This window comes from Clostridium sp. AM29-11AC, assembly GCF_003480545.1.
In the GTDB taxonomy this organism is placed as follows: domain Bacteria; phylum Bacillota; class Clostridia; order Lachnospirales; family Lachnospiraceae; genus Otoolea; species Otoolea saccharolyticum_A.
Genome location: NZ_QUJI01000005.1, coordinates 112355 through 127079, shown reverse-complemented (window position 1 = coordinate 127079; position 14725 = coordinate 112355). Strand labels below are relative to the sequence as shown.

General features: G+C 47.9%; 12 protein-coding genes. 9 read left to right on the top strand and 3 right to left on the bottom strand.

The features are described from left to right. The first annotated feature begins 13 nt into the window (after window positions 1-13). Both DW757_RS17335 and DW757_RS05755 read left to right on the top strand, forming a co-directional pair. Window positions 14-430 carry a GNAT family N-acetyltransferase gene (locus DW757_RS17335; RefSeq protein WP_243033415.1) on the top strand — a complete coding sequence of 139 codons (417 nt, stop codon included), beginning with the start codon at window positions 14-16 and terminating at the stop codon, window positions 428-430. Window positions 431-650: 220 nt separating this feature from the next. Then, the gene (locus DW757_RS05755) at window positions 651-1268 is read left to right on the top strand and encodes a hypothetical protein (protein ID WP_118751222.1); all 618 of its coding nucleotides are present in this window, start codon (window positions 651-653) and stop codon (window positions 1266-1268) included. Between the two features lie 956 nt (window positions 1269-2224). Here the strand turns inward: DW757_RS05755 and DW757_RS05750 are convergent. Next, window positions 2225-4366 (bottom strand): 5'-nucleotidase C-terminal domain-containing protein, encoded by a 2142-nt coding sequence (locus DW757_RS05750; protein ID WP_118751221.1) that lies wholly within the window; start codon window positions 4364-4366, stop codon window positions 2225-2227. Window positions 4367-4734: 368 nt separating this feature from the next. Between DW757_RS05750 and DW757_RS05745 the strand changes: the two genes are divergently transcribed. Beyond that, window positions 4735-5991, top strand: coding sequence for an FMN-binding protein (locus DW757_RS05745; protein WP_243033412.1), 1257 nt, complete (start codon window positions 4735-4737; stop codon window positions 5989-5991). A 236-nt stretch (window positions 5992-6227) separates the two neighbouring features. Here DW757_RS05745 and DW757_RS05740 read toward each other — a convergent pair whose 3' ends face one another. Next, on the bottom strand, window positions 6228-6974 hold the full coding sequence (locus DW757_RS05740) for a MerR family transcriptional regulator (RefSeq protein ID WP_118751220.1): 747 nt from the start codon (window positions 6972-6974) through the stop codon (window positions 6228-6230). 318 nt (window positions 6975-7292) lie between these two features. Between DW757_RS05740 and DW757_RS05735 the strand changes: the two genes are divergently transcribed. The 3 genes from DW757_RS05735 (at window position 7293) to DW757_RS05725 (ending at window position 11384) form a co-directional block, all read left to right on the top strand. Next, the gene (locus DW757_RS05735; RefSeq protein WP_021966343.1) at window positions 7293-8705 is read left to right on the top strand and encodes a YfcC family protein; all 1413 of its coding nucleotides are present in this window, start codon (window positions 7293-7295) and stop codon (window positions 8703-8705) included. A 15-nt stretch (window positions 8706-8720) separates the two neighbouring features. Further along, window positions 8721-9869 carry an amidohydrolase family protein gene (locus DW757_RS05730; RefSeq protein WP_015544160.1) on the top strand — a complete coding sequence of 383 codons (1149 nt, stop codon included), beginning with the start codon at window positions 8721-8723 and terminating at the stop codon, window positions 9867-9869. 123 nt (window positions 9870-9992) lie between these two features. Further along, complete coding sequence (locus tag DW757_RS05725) at window positions 9993-11384, top strand: TIGR00366 family protein (protein WP_083794781.1); 1392 nt, start codon at window positions 9993-9995, stop codon at window positions 11382-11384. 23 nt (window positions 11385-11407) lie between these two features. On the opposite strand, the gene DW757_RS05720 is transcribed toward DW757_RS05725, so the two are convergent. After that, on the bottom strand, window positions 11408-12319 hold the full coding sequence (locus tag DW757_RS05720) for an aldose 1-epimerase family protein (RefSeq protein ID WP_118751219.1): 912 nt from the start codon (window positions 12317-12319) through the stop codon (window positions 11408-11410). Window positions 12320-12577: 258 nt separating this feature from the next. On the opposite strand from DW757_RS05720, the gene DW757_RS05715 reads away from it, so the two are divergent. The 3 genes from DW757_RS05715 (at window position 12578) to DW757_RS05705 (ending at window position 14725) form a co-directional block, all read left to right on the top strand. Beyond that, window positions 12578-13420 (top strand): TatD family hydrolase, encoded by an 843-nt coding sequence (locus tag DW757_RS05715; RefSeq protein WP_182433258.1) that lies wholly within the window; start codon window positions 12578-12580, stop codon window positions 13418-13420. Between the two features lie 3 nt (window positions 13421-13423). Beyond that, complete coding sequence (locus tag DW757_RS05710; protein ID WP_087385104.1) at window positions 13424-13657, top strand: hypothetical protein; 234 nt, start codon at window positions 13424-13426, stop codon at window positions 13655-13657. Between the two features lie 222 nt (window positions 13658-13879). Continuing rightward, window positions 13880-14725: a tyrosine-type recombinase/integrase gene (locus DW757_RS05705; RefSeq protein ID WP_015544011.1), complete on the top strand. Its 846-nt coding sequence runs from the start codon at window positions 13880-13882 to the stop codon at window positions 14723-14725.

Below are 14725 nucleotides of genomic sequence, written 5' to 3'. Positions count from 1 at the left end.
GGGAGCAGAACATTTGATCCCCTTCAAAATGTATGCATGGGTTAATCTTTTAGACAGAAAGAGAGCCGGAGAACATGTAAACGAGAAGGATTTAAAGAAGCATAAATACGATGTATTCCGCCTGCTGCAGATTGTTACAGATGGAACAAAAGTTGAATCAGAAGGGCTGGTGACAGAAAGTATTCATAGATATATTGATGAACAGAGGCTGGAAATGCTTTTTGTTTCCGATTCAGAGCGTGGAAAAGGTGTAGGAAAAGCCCTGATCATGTATGCGGTGGAGAAATACTCTATCAGCGAATTGACAGTCAATGAACAGAACCCTCAGGCGAAGAGATTTTATGAACACATGGGATTTCAGGTTTATAAACGGACAGATACAGATGAACAGGGCGGTCCCTATCCGCTTCTGTATATGAGACGGGAGTAATCGGGAAAGTTAGCGGAGCGACAAATCGAAAGTTGGAGGGGCATAATATGAGCGTTAGTAAAAAGGGCAAACGAAAAATTTGCGTTAAAAAAAGAAAATGTTTGGTCTGTGAGCGAAGATTATGATAGTCCATATTACATCTTGAATATATGTTCTATGGAAATAAGCAATGAGTTCGAAAAAGGTAGAATAGATACGGAAAGACTGGTAGGAGGATAAGATGCCTGCATATTTTAATTTATCACTGCAATTTGAAAGAAAGAGTCTGTATTCTGATTTTGTGAAAGATTTTTTCGAGGCTTTGGAACAGGCGGGGATGCAGTATTTGTCCGGCTATTGGGAGGCGGATGGAAATTCCCGAATTGAGATCATTCAATGGAATCAAATGAAATTAGAAAAGGATTTTCAACTGGGCTTTACGGAACATTATTTTCATGATTATAAGCAGGTACTGTATTCTTTTCACGGATATTCAGAGGTGAGGGGATTTTGGATGAACCAATATCCGGAAAAGGGCTGTTTTACATATGAGCTTATCATACCAGAAGATGAGGTACTGACGCATGAAGGCGGCGGAGTCCTTGAAAAGGAACACGAGAAAATTCTGATGGAGTTGGCAAAACGAATATGGGAATTTTCTTATATTCGTTCGATTCAGACAGGCCTGGAAGGCGATGATGCGTCGGCAGGTCCTGCAGAAATGAAACAGGGAAAAGCACCAAAAATGCATCCGTTTGCAATTTTGGACGAAAAATATATGATGAAAGAGATTAAAGGACTTATGATTCGACCCTTGAATGGGAAACGTAAGGGATGGCTTTATTACAGACAACCTTAAAAGAGAGAGGAAGTATGAACTGCTTTGGTACCCACGGTCCTATGAGAAATGTCTGGAATCAGGTAATATACTGATGGCGCAAATACAAAAAACGACTCTGACTGAATCTGCGCTGTTATAGGCAGAGGGCGATGAAATAATGATTCAGATATAAAAAAGAGCTTTGGCTATTGAAATGTCAACATAATACCTAGAAGAGAAGTAGGTATATAATAGTAGGGGTGGATAAGAGTGAAACGTTTTTTTGCAATGTTTATTGATGTAACCATATTAGTAGTTTTTTTCTACTTTTACACAATCCCTTTCACCATTCCATCAAATGGATTTGGTCTCTATTTTTTCCAATTTTCCTGGGTGCTCTTGTATTTAGCGTATAATTTTACAGCAGATTATTTTTACAATGGAATTAGTATAGGGAAAAAATGCAGGTTTAAAAGAGGAGAACTATAAGCCGGAAAAAAGAATGCTTTATTGTATTACACATGGCTTGTTTAGACTGATTTTTTTTATAATATTGCCAATTACGATAATTTACTATATCATAAGCAAAGGTAAAATCCCATATGATAAATTGTATGAAAAATAGTCCAAAAATGAAATTTTAAATTGAAAAATAGTATTATAAAAGTTTAACTGATTTTCGTGAATTATTATATAGTGATAATTTATAAATGAATACTTATGAGGGAGTATCGGCTAATTGATAATTTGTGATACTCCTTCTTGCATATTTAGATTCTTTGAGGTAAAAAGTACATAGAAAAATACATAGAAAAAGTACAAAACCGAGAGGTCCTATTAAAGTACGGCAAAAATCCGGCATCCTGCTCTGAAAACAGAGAAGACGCCGGATTTTTGGCTGTAACGAGCAGAAGTGCCGCTCAATTATCTGGTATTAATGATTTTGCGGCACTCCCCTTACCATCCGGCTGTTTACAGCCCAAGGTAAGGATGGATTATTTCTTATTCTGCCGCTTTTTCCATACTGCAGCTGCGGCTGCAGCGGCGATTACAACTACTGCCACAGGAACTACAGGGAAGCTGTTTTCAGGCTGTGCAGCCGGAGCGGTGCTGTCCGCGGCCTCTGCGCTTTCTGTCTCTTCGCTGCTTTGGGATTCTGTGGTTTCGCCTCTTTCCTCATCAACCGGATCGCAGCTTCCGTCTGACAGGAAGGTTAAAACCGGCTGCTCCCGGAATTCATCTACGGTAATTCCGAATCCGGAATAATTGTCTACATAGATTTCCTGCTGTGTATCTGCCAGCCGGACTCCGTGAGCCCCGTCTGAAAGAGTAATCTGCAGGATTCCGTTTTCATCTGTGATGCCGTTCTGCCGCTGACCTCCATCTACCCGGTATGACAGCTCCTGGCCGGCCAGCGGTTCTCCGGACTGGTCTGCAATCAGGATAGAAGCGGTATAGTCCTTTGGCTCATACCCGTCGCCTCTCATCTGAATTCTGTTTCCGGTTCCTGCATATCCCTGCAGCACTCCGTCCTTCATACAGCTTTCCAGATAGGTCTGTACGGTTTCAAGCTCTCCCCCGGCCTCTCCGTATTTGGGAAGGTCTGCCAGCATGGTATAGTCGTTTCCGCCGCTCATAATGTAATTGTTGCTGGCCATCATGATCTCTGTAGTGGTATCTTCCCGATCCAGCGGCTCTGTCTGCCCGTCCAGCGTGATGGAAACTACCTTCTGTCCCTCTTCCCCATCCGGATTAAAGACTGTCGTGAAGCCGGAGATCTGGAGAAAGCCGCCGGAATTCGTCTGCTGAAGAAGCATTCCGTTTTCCTTATCCTGTCCGTCCAGAGCCGTACCGGAAACCTCCATCACCTCGTAGAGGATCGCAGGTGTGACCTTTTTAAGGTAAATGGTATTGGAAAACGGGAAGGCTGAAATCAGATCGCCCATGGTAATGTCTCCGTTGGGGGACATGGCGCGGATGCCGCCGCCGTTTTCCACTGCAATCACCGGCAGATCAGTATCTGTTCCCAGGGTCTGCAGATAGGTTTCTGCAGCGCTGCGGAAAGCATCTGCCGTAAAGTCACCGTAATTTGTTTCAACCAGACGGGTCAGCGCAACCATACCAACCTGTCCGGCCCAGAGTGTGGTTTCTGTGGTGCCTACCGTTTCTCCGAGAAGATCGGACTGGGAGGACTCGATTTGCTTAAGCCGCTCAGCGACCGCAGCATCAGGGACGATGTCTGCCAAATCAGCGGGTCCCAACAGTTCTTCTGAAGCAGATACTTCATCGCCGCGGACTTCCAGGGTCAGCTTTCCGATACCTGCCATTCCGGAGCCGGTCTGGACGATCAGGATGCCGTTTGTCTCTTCATTTTCTACTGTATGGCTGTGTCCGTCAATGATTATGTCAATTTTATCCTGGTACTCCCCGGTCATCGCGTCTGCCAAATCTGCGCTGGTACAGGAGGCGTCCATATTTCCCATATGACACATGGCGACGATCACGTCTGCCCCCTCCTCTTCCAGATGATTGATCTCTGTTTTCGCAGTCTCTATCTCATCCCTGAATTCCAGATCCTTGATTCCAGCCGGGTTGGTGGAGCTGGCGGTATCTGCCGTAGTCAGACCGAAAAAGCCAATCCGAACCCCATTCTGTTCAAGAACTGCATGGCAGCCGCTACTGTCCTCCTGCACATCCTTAAGAAGGGGACTGCCATTTCGGTATATATTGGCTGCCAGGACAGGAAAATCCGCCTTCTGCGCATTGGACAGAAAGGTTTCTGTTCCAAAGTCAAATTCATGGTTTCCCGGTGCCATCAGATCGTAGCCGGCCAGGTTCATGAGTTCTATTACATCTGCTCCTTTTGTCAGGGAGGCCAGAGGGAGTCCCTGAGTTGCATCGCCGGCGTCTACCAGAATAGAATTCGGGGTACTTTCCTTCAGCCCTGCCGCCAGAGCAATGCCAACAATCTCTTCCCCGTCACCGCTGAGATAGCCGTGGGTATCATTTGTGTGATAGATAATCACCTCCTGCACAGCATCGCCGTCCTCCTGGTTTCCTGCAGTCTGTGCGGAAACGGTCATGGAAAGCGGCATACACAGTATCAAAGCGGCAGATAAAAACTTTTTCATCATCATTTTAGCCTCCTGTTATCTTCCTTTAAAATATAGTACGTCTGCCTGTTTCAGATCTTTTACTGCTCAATGGGTATTTTATCGGACGGTTGGGATTCTGTCAATTGAAAGCACCTGAGGCTTTAACTGCTGTACAGAAGGGCATCGGGATTGCCTCAGGACACTGATTTCTGTGCAGAGGTCAGAGCAGGGCAGAAAGAAGCCGGCTGGGCTCTTCAGGCGGCAGGAGATAGATTATCCCTTATGCAGTTGTGATATAATTGCATGCTTATAGATTGTATAAATTTCTGTTGCAGTGCAGAAGATATTTTTGTATACTGTTTTTTGGCTCAAATGAAATACAGAAAGATAACGAGAAAGGTGATTCAGAAATGAAGCAAAATGAAAGAAGCGCTGTCCTCTCCAAAGCTGCAGGGGCAGGCGTGATGATAATTCTGTCTGGTCTGCTGGCAGCCGGTTCCGGGCCGCTCTACAAGGCAGTTGCCGGAAGGAACAGGGAAGTGTCCGAAACCCCGGTTTACTATGCAGGTACGTATGAGGGGACAAGCCGGGGCTATGGAGGCCCTGTGACAGTCAGACTGACCGTTTCAGACTACGCCATTGAGGATGTCCGTATCTCAGCGCCGGAAGAGACGCCAGAAATCGGAAAGGCCGTTGCGGTTCAGCTCTCAAACGAGATGTGGAGAGCTAACTCTTTCAGCGTGGACAGTGTATCCGGAGCCACGATGACCAGCAACGCAGTCAAGAAAGCAGTCGGACAGTGTCTGGAGCAGGCAGCCAGAGAGGGGACAGAGGCAGCGAAGCTGTTTGAGGCAGAATTCAGGAGCGAGAAGGAGGCCAGGGGCCTTCCGGAGCTGTCAGAAATTCTTCCGTCTGTGCCGGATGGAGATTACATCTACCGGGATACCGCAGATGACGGCTCCGGCCACTTTAATGAGATCCGGGTGACAGTTGAAAAGGGCACGCTCACGGCTCTCTCCTGGGACGCAGTGGCAATGGACGGAAGCGGAAAACGGGAACAGTCCCTGAGGGGCCAGTATGTGATGACAGAAAACGGCCCCCTCTGGCACGAGCAGGCAGACACCCTGGCTCAGTATGTTGTTGAAAACCAGTCCACGGAAGGGGTTGTGGAAGGCGCAGGGGTCACAGACGCCCTGGCATCTGTGAGCATCTACCCGGGCGGTTTTGTGGACGCTGTGAAAAAATGTCTGATGGCCGCCTCCGGAGATCTGTCCTTTGCCTCTCTGGAAGAGCTGCTTGCAGGGGCAGAGGATGGAACATACAGCTATACAAGCCCGAAAAAGGATGACAGCGGGATGAGTGACCGCATTGACCTGACCGTGAAGGACCATGCCATCGCGGCCCTGGTCTGGGATTCAGTGGGGGAGGATGGAACCGGAAAACGCCAGCTTTCCATGGACGGTCAGTACCAAATGACGGAGGATGGCCCCCTCTGGTACGAGCAGGCGGACACCCTGGCCAAATACGTGCTGGAGAATCAGTCCGTAGAGGGGCTGTCCGACAGCGAGGGCTATGCAACGGATGCAGTCAGCTCAGTGAGCATCAATATTTCTGGTTTTATCAATGCGCTGAAAGGCTGTCTGAGTCAGGGAAACAGGGTAAGCTAAGCGGGCCGGAAGCTGATTTTACAGCCCTGTAAATTTTCGGAAACAGGGAAAGGCTGGAAGAAAAAGCAGCAGAGAAAAAAGCAGGAAATAAAGTTAAACAGGGAAAGAATAACAGAAACTATAATAATAAAAAAACTGTGAAAAACAGCCGACTAAAACAGAGGAGGAGCATATCAAAGAGGATTGCCTTCTGTTTCAGGCGGCTGTTTTCTGTTCAGAGGTATCAAGCCAGTGAATCATTGGCGGATAATCTCCGCATATCCTTTCAGATAGTCGACCTTTCTTCCGTCCTGTATTTCACTCATGAGAAAATTAGCCAGAATAATGCCGGTTTTTCCAAGACTTCGGATAGGGATGAGTTTTTCCAGCAGATTGCTGGCATAGCCCTCATCTGGAAGCTCCTCAATCAAAAAGGCGGCGTACTCGCGGTCCTCTGTCTTTTTCCAGATCAGTTCTCCCTGGCAGGGCAGTCCATCGGCAATCATACCGCGAACTTCCCTGTCTGGATACTCCGTGTCGATCAGGCGCACATAGAGAGAGGGATTCTGGGTATAGCGAACCAGCTTGTCCCGATCGCTGTACTGAAAACGTGTCACAGAGGAAAATGGAATACGTTCCATGGAAAAATCCACTTTTTTCAGAAACTCGATTTCCCCTATGTGCTTCTGTTTCAGCTCCACCGCCCGCTGCATGGATTCAAGGCTCTGCATCTGCTTTTCCAGCTGTTCCCCCACGCCTGTCAGTACCTTGCTGTAATCCTCCAGGCTGAAATGGCTGAAATGCTCCATCTCACGCACAGGAATGCCGATTTTTCGGTAAAAGGCGATCTCTGCAATGTTCAGCAGATCCGCAATGGTATATTTTCTGTAGTTGTTCAATTCCTGGTAAACGGAAAAGATGCCGGCATCCTGCCAGTACCTGAGTGTATGCTCCGGTATGTCTAACAGACGGGACACCTCTCCGATAGATAAGTATTTTTCCATAGTATTGTCTCGGTTCCTTTCAGACAGCGCAGATGCGCAGGTATAATGACAGCTTCCTCGCTATTATACCATATCCTCCGGATATGGCAGCCTCCGGCGGAATTTAGCGCCCGGCTTTCAGCAGTAAATGCTGAAACCGGTATGCGCAGGTATAATAACCGCTCTGCGGTCATTATACCATATCCGCCAACGGATTACACAGGGGTTTTGTGAATTCCTGTGCTGCGGCTGCAGATGGCTATTGACTCTCAAGTTACTTGAAGCTTTATAATTCAAATAAATGAAACATCTGAATATGAACAGAGGAGGAATGAAGGTATGAGCGGAGCTGCCAAGAAGAAAAAATGGTTTGAGAATGTCAAGATGCCGCATACGTATGTCATCCTGATCACGATTCTTGTGATTATGACGATTCTCACCCATATTATCCCGGCCGGACAGTATCAGAGGGTGGAGGATCCGGTCAGCGGGACAACGGTTGTGGTGCCGGACAGCTTTGAGTTTGTGGACATTGAGGCGCCGGGCTTTTTTGACATTTTCCTGGCCCTGCAGAGAGGGTATGTGGATGCGGCGGATATTATGTTTCTGATTATCTTTGCCTACGGATTTGTGTATATGCTGGTGAAGAACGGAACCATGGACGCCGCCCTGGGAACCCTGGTCAGGCTGGTGGGGAAAAAGATACAGCTGATGATTCCGATTACCATGATTGTGCTGGGACTTTTAAGCTCTACCATGGGAATTTTCGAGGAGGTTTACGGTCTGTTTCCCGTCTTTGTGGGGATTGCGGTAGCTCTGGGGTATGATATGGTGGTGGGAGGCGCGATTGTCTACCTGGGCGTGGCTATCGGGTATGCGTCGGGAACCTTTAATCCCTATACGGTCGGAATTGCCCAGGATGTGGCAGGAGTGCCCCTCTATTCGGGACTTGGCCTAAGGATCGCCGTCCTGATTGCCTTTGAGCTGCTGGCGATTCTTTATATCATGCATTACGCCCGCAAAGTAAAGGCCGATCCGACGAAATCTGTTATGTACGGGGTGGAAACAGACTTTGCTCAGAGAAAGAGTCTGGAGGAGCTGACGGGTGCAAGGATGAATACAAGGCAGAAGCTGTGCCTGCTCCTCTTTCTGGGGACGCTGTGCGGACTTCTCTATGGAATCACCCAGGCTGGCTGGGGCATCAACGAGATTGCAGCCATGTTTCTGATGATGATGATCTTCGTGGGAATTGTCAGCGGGTATTCAGCTACGGAAATCTGCAAGACTTTTATTGAGTCTACGAAGTCTATGGTATCCTCCATGCTGATTGTGGGATTTACCAGAGGGATCCTTCTGATTATGAAGGATGGCATGATTTCAGACACCATCGTCTACTACCTGGTCAATCTGCTTTCCGGTGCCAGCAAATATGTTTCTGCCTACGGAATGCTGATCCTGCAGAATATTATTAAATTTTTCATCACAGGCTCCTCCAGCCAGGCCACGATCACCATGCCGATCATGGCGCCGACGGCTGAGCTGATCGGGCTCAGCAAGCAGATAGCAGTCCTGGCTTACCAGTTTGGAAACGGCTTTGCAGAAATGTTCTGGCCGACCTCCTGCGCTCTGGGCTGCGGTCTGATGGGCGTACCCATTAACAAGTGGTATAAATTTGTCACGCCGCTGTTTGGGCTGGTGCTGGTGCTGGAGTTTGTGTTTATGACAATCGCAGTTGCCATTGGATACTGTTAAGAGGAGGCAAAAAGAATGGTTATTAAAAACGGACAGGTTCTGCTGTTTGAGGAGGGCGGATTTTTAAACAGGGACATCCGCATCAGAGACGGGAAAATAACAGAGGTTGCAGAGCAGATTATCCCGGATGAGGGGGAGGAAATGGTGGAGGCATCAGGAAAATATGTAACTCCCGGCCTGATAGACGCTCACAGCCATATCTGCATCAGTGAGGAGGGAATGGGAGCTGTGGGCGACGACTGCAATGACTACAGCGACGCCGTGATGCCCTACCTTGACACGCTGGATGCCATCAATCCCTTTGACCTGGCGGTAAAATCAGCGGTGAAGGCAGGTGTGACCTCAGTCTGTGTCTGTCCGGGAAGTGACAGCGTCATCGGAGGAATGTGCAGCGTTATAAGCCTCTCCGGCACGGTGGCTGACCAGATGCTGCTGATGGGGAAGGCCGCAGTCAAATGCAGCTTTGGGGAGAATCCGAAAAATGCGGGATACGGTTTTAAGTCACGGATGGGAAATGCCTGGCTTCTCAGGAAATGTATTGAAGACGCCTTGGAATACCGCCGCAGAAAGGAGGAGTCAATAAAAGCCGGTTCCCATTTCAGAACAGATATAGGAATGGAACATATGCTGCCTCTGCTTGAGAGAAAGATTCCTCTCCATGCCCATGCACACCGGGCAGATGACATCTGTACGGCAGTCAGGATTGCCAGGGAATACGATCTGAAGCTGGTGATTGTACACTGCACAGACGGAGTTTCTGTGTTAGACTATCTGAAGCAGTTTGACTATCCGGTTATTCTGGGGCCAACCATCAATCCCAGGTCCAAGCTGGAGTGTATGGCGAAGGGGTTTGAGACAGCCGGGATTATGAGCCGGGCCGGGTTTAAGGTCTGCATAACAGCAGATCACGATGTGACTCCTGTCTATTATCTTCCAGTCTATGCAGCCCAGGCCGTGCGAGCCGGTATGGACGAGACAGAGGGACTTAAGGCCATCACGAAAAATCCGGCGGAGGTTCTGGGAATCGGGGAGAGAAAGGGCGAAATAAAGCCTGGAAAGGATGCAGATCTGGTTATCTGGTCCGGAAGGCCCTTTGCATTTGATACAAAGGCCGAATCTGTCTTTATTATGGGAAAAAGAGCTGCAGGGAGCGAAGAAAGATAAAAGGCATACAGGGAGCGTGCCCCTGGACAGGGTGAGACTGTCCGGGGACACGCTTTGCGGCCGTTGTAAAAAGGAGAGAGGGCAGCTCAAAGACAAAAGAAGGAAATGGGGGAACGGACGCATATGGGTTCGATGAAAACAAGGCTTCAGAATATCAGGATGCCTCACACTTATGTTATTTTGACAATGATCCTTCTTGTGGTGGTGGGACTTACCTATATCATTCCGGCGGGTGAGTATACGAGGATACTCGATCCGGCAAGCGCAAGAGAGATTGTGGAGGCCGGATCCTTTCACTATGTGGAGGGAAAGCGGCCGGGACTGTTTGGGATTTTCCTGGCCCTGCAGAGAGGGTATGTGGATGCAGCGGATATACTGTTTCTGATTATCTTTGCCTACGGCTATGTATACATGCTGATTGACAATGGGACATTAAATGCCCTGATCAATGGTCTGATTCGGATGCTGGGGAGGAGAACCTTTTTAATTATTCCTGTGGGAATGACGGCATTTGGGGTGCTCGGCTCCACCATGGGGATATTTGAGGAGGTTTACGGACTGGTTCCCGTGTTTGCCGGGATTGCGGTGGCTCTGGGATACGACGTGATTGTGGGAGGCGCCATCGTGTTTGTGGGGGTGGCCACAGGCTTTGCGGCAGCCACTCTGAATCCTTTTTCTGTGGGAATTGCCCAGAGCATTGCCGGGGTTCCGATGTTCTCCGGGCTTTTGTTCCACGCAGCAGTCTTTGTGGTGTTTCAGACTGCAGCTATCTTATACGTTATGTGGTATGCAGACAGAATTAAGAAAAATCCCGAAAAATCGGTGCTCTGGGGGGAGAAGACAGATATCCTTCCTGCCTATGAGCGGAGGGAAGAGCCCATGACGGTGCGGCAGTGGATTTGTATTCTCATGTTTCTGGGCGCGCTTGGAATGCTGCTCTATGGAACTACACAGCTTGACTGGGGGATCAATGAGATTGCAGCCATGTTCCTGATGATGATGATTTTTACGGGAATCGTCGGGGGATATGGGGCTACGAGGATCTGCAGAACCTTTATCGAATCCACCAAGGGAATGATTTCCTCCGTGCTGGTGGTGGGATTTACCAGAGGCATCCTGCTGGTCATGCAGGATGCCAGGATTGCAGATACGGTAGTCTTCTATCTGTCACAGCTTCTGAGCGGACAGAGCCGGGTGGTTTCCTCGGTAGGGATGCTGATGATTCAGAATGTTATCAATTTTTTTATTACCGGTTCCTCCAGCCAGGCTGCAATCACGATGCCTATTATGGCTCCGGTGGCCGATCTGGTGGGAGTCAGCCGTCAGACGGCTGTTCTGGCATACATGTTCGGAGACGGATTTTCCGACATGTTCTGGCCAACGGCCTGTGCCCTGGAATGCGGACTGATGGGAATTCCGATCAGTAAGTGGTATAAATTTATGACCCCTCTGTTTGGGGGCATGATAGTGCTGCAGGTGCTGTTTATTATAATATCTGTGTATGTATTCGTCTGAGCATTCTGAAAAATCAGGACTGTTTAGCCGACAGGATATGTACGGCCGTACTCCTGCAGTATCTCAAGGCTCAGCCTGTAGGAAGCCTGTTCTCCTTTTTTGAGGATGCGAAGGTGATTCTTGTGAAGGAACTCGTCATCCTCGTCTGAGCAGGCAGAGGAGCCGTTCCAGGGCTCGATGCAGATATATTCAGCTTCCGGCACCGGCTTGGTCCAGAATGCTACGGTGGCAAAATCCTCAAAGTGAGCATGGATGCCGCGGCCTGATCGCGGATTTATGATGGACACCTCGTGGCTGTCAGGCCGGTCAAACCAGAGTGCATCCTCAGAAAACAGGGAATGACTCAGGGAAATATCTGTCCCACTTCCGGGGAAGGGGTGCTCGGAGTTTTTGTCAAACTGGAGCTTTTCAAGGTCATAAGCTCTGTATCCACGAAGCTGGGGCCTTCCAAAGCGGATGACATAGTCATCAAAGGACTCGCCTGCAAAGAGCGGACATCGGATGGCAGGGTGAAGTCCGTAGCAGAAGGGAAGTTCCCGGTCTGCCGGATTTCTGATTTCAGTGAAAAAGGTGAGAGTCTTTCCGTCCAGGGAGTAGGTGATGGAAAACTCGAAGGCAAAGGGAAACGAGTCCACCGGGAAGTCTGAATCAGACATGCCCAGCGTGACGGAGGATTCTGTGCGGTTTAAAAGATGAAACTGAGTATTTCTCGTAAAGCCATGCTTGGGCATCTCCCATACCTTTCCCCCGATAATCGTTTTTCCGTCTCTGAGGTTTCCGATAATGGGGAAGAGGAGAGGGGAGCAGCTGGACCAGACCTTAGGATTTCGCTGCCAGATATATTCTGTGCCCTGCTCGTCCATAAAAGAGATGAGCTGTGCCCCCAGACTGTCCACCCGGGCAGAGATACCATTGTTGGTGATTTCATAGATCATAAAAGAAAACCTCCTTGCTTGTCTTAGGATCTTCTGATTCATTCCTCCAGGAAAAAGCTGTCCTGGGAGGAAAGAACAGGTTCTGGTTCCAGTATAATTGGTTTTTACAGAAGAATCAAGAAACATCAGATACTTTGCGAAACAGAGGAGTTCTGGTATACTGATAGACAGGGAAAAAATACAAATCAGGAAGAGCAGTTAAGAGACCGGAAAACTTTACAGAAGGTCTTCAACTGCGGACAAGGGAGGTACAGACAGATGAAGCAGTCTGAGAGATGGATGGAGGAAGGAAAAACCGGAAAAACCGGAAATACCGCAAAGCAGCCGGGGATTACAGACAGTCACGCGCACCTGTGTTCGAGACAGCTTTTTCCCAGATGGGAGGAAGTGGTGAGGGAGGCCAGAAAAGCCGGAATTGAGAAGATCCTCATTGTCTGCACCGAGGTGGAGGAGGCCAGAAAGGCCATCAGAATGGCAGAAGGAGATCCCATGTTTGATGTGGCAGCAGCCTTTTATCCAAATGATATCCTGAAGGTGACAGACAGAGACTGGGAAGAGATGGAACAGCTTATACGAAGCCCTCAGATCAAAGTGGTGGGGGAGATAGGAATGGATTATTACCCCTATGAGAATCCCGTCCCGAAGGAGATGCAGAAGCAGGCCTTCATTCGCCAGATGCGCCTGGCCAATGAGCTGGGAAAGCCGGTTTCCATTCATATGCGGCTGGCTACGGAGGACACCCGAAGCTATATGAAAGAATATCTGCGTGTTCCGGGAATCATGCACTGCTACAGCGGAGGATACCGGGCTATGGGAGATTTCCTGGATATGGGAATGTACATTTCTTTTTCGGGAAATATTACCTTTGAGCTGGAGGATGAGGAAACACAGAGAGCGGTGAGAGAGGTTCCCATGGACAGGATTCTGATAGAAACAGATGCTCCTTCTCTGACGCCGGCTCCTGTTCAGGACAGAGAGAATGAGCCGAAATATATCACACATGTGATCGACCATATCTGCCGCCTGAGAGGAATCGAACGGGAAACGCTGATCCGTGCTTCTTCAGAAAACTATAAAAGACTCATAGAAAAGGGGAGATAACAGATGAATCCAATGGATATGATGAAATTTGCCGGAATGTGGGCCGGCTTTCGGGATAGACATCCAAAGATACCGATGTTTTTTAAGAAGGCCTCGGAAACGGGAGCCTTCTGCGCAGGAACCGTTCTGGAGCTTACCATCAAAACCTCTGAGGGAAAAGAAATGACAGCAAATATGAAGATACTTCCAGAGGATGTGGACCTTCTGAAGCAGATCGCGGGTATGAAAGGAAAATAAAAGGAAGACAGAAAGATAAAAAAGAATAAAACAAGACAGAAGGAAGGCAGTCAGCCGCTTCGGTTATGAAAAGACCGGGCGGCTGATTTTTTATGCTAATTTTTTGATTTTTTCTGTGTATTTTTGAAAAAGGTATAAAAGAAAGCTAATTATTGAAATATATCCAATAATTGATATGGTATAGTAATTTGGAAAAAATTTCAAGAAACGGAGAAAATTGCAATGAAAAAAATGAAAATGACAGAAGCTAAAATGGAAGCCTACCGCATTTATCTGATGGAATCAGAAAAAAGTCCGTCAACCATTGAAAAATATCTGAGAGATATCCGTAATTTTTATCAGTTTTTGCCAGAAGAAAAAATCATTGACCGGGAAGCAGTGCTCCTTTACAAGCGGCAGCTGATTCCAAAGTACCAGATAAGCAGCGCCAATTCCATGATTATTGCAGTCAACGGCTTTTTAAGCTTTATGGGGCTGGAAGAGCTGAGAGTAAAGGTATTCAAATTTCAGCGGGCCATGGTCAGTGATCCGGAGAGAGAGATCCAGCGGGAGGAGTATATTCGGCTGGTGGAAGAGGCAGAGCGGATGGGAAAAAGCAGGCTGAGCCTAATCCTCCAGACGCTGGGAGCCACCGGAATCCGCATCAGCGAGCTGGTCTGCATTACCAGAGAAGCAGTCAGTTCAGGGCGGGCAGCTGTAAACTTAAAGGGAAAGACGAGAGTAGTTATTCTTCCAAAAAGGCTGAGGGAGAAAATGGAAATATACTGCAGGGAAAATCAGATTTATTCAGGACCTGTTTTTGTCACAAGAGGAGGAAAGCCTGTTGACAGGAGCAATATCTGGTCAGAGATGAAAATCCTCTGCAAAACAGCAGGGATTAACGAAAAGAAAATATTTCCCCACAACCTCCGCCATCTGTTTGCAAGAATTTACTATAAAAATAATCACGATATTGTCTATCTGGCAGACATTCTGGGACACAGCAGTGTGGAAACCACAAGAATCTATACAAGTATCAGCGGATTTGAACATGAAAAAGTTCTTGAAGATATGGAGCTGATTATCTAA

Excerpts from the sequence above, each read along its gene's own strand:
- DW757_RS05755 (WP_118751222.1), top strand. The coding sequence starts at position 651 with ATGCCTGCATATTTTAATTTATCACTGCAATTTGAAAGAAAGAGTCTG.
- DW757_RS05750 (WP_118751221.1), bottom strand. The coding sequence starts at position 4,366 with ATGATGATGAAAAAGTTTTTATCTGCCGCTTTGATACTGTGTATGCCG.
- DW757_RS05745 (WP_243033412.1), top strand. The coding sequence starts at position 4,735 with ATGAAGCAAAATGAAAGAAGCGCTGTCCTCTCCAAAGCTGCAGGGGCA.
- DW757_RS05740 (WP_118751220.1), bottom strand. The coding sequence starts at position 6,974 with ATGGAAAAATACTTATCTATCGGAGAGGTGTCCCGTCTGTTAGACATA.
- DW757_RS05735 (WP_021966343.1), top strand. The coding sequence starts at position 7,293 with ATGAGCGGAGCTGCCAAGAAGAAAAAATGGTTTGAGAATGTCAAGATG.
- DW757_RS05730 (WP_015544160.1), top strand. The coding sequence starts at position 8,721 with ATGGTTATTAAAAACGGACAGGTTCTGCTGTTTGAGGAGGGCGGATTT.
- DW757_RS05725 (WP_083794781.1), top strand. The coding sequence starts at position 9,993 with ATGGGTTCGATGAAAACAAGGCTTCAGAATATCAGGATGCCTCACACT.
- DW757_RS05720 (WP_118751219.1), bottom strand. The coding sequence starts at position 12,319 with ATGATCTATGAAATCACCAACAATGGTATCTCTGCCCGGGTGGACAGT.
- DW757_RS05715 (WP_182433258.1), top strand. The coding sequence starts at position 12,578 with ATGAAGCAGTCTGAGAGATGGATGGAGGAAGGAAAAACCGGAAAAACC.
- DW757_RS05710 (WP_087385104.1), top strand. The coding sequence starts at position 13,424 with ATGAATCCAATGGATATGATGAAATTTGCCGGAATGTGGGCCGGCTTT.
- DW757_RS05705 (WP_015544011.1), top strand. The coding sequence starts at position 13,880 with ATGAAAAAAATGAAAATGACAGAAGCTAAAATGGAAGCCTACCGCATT.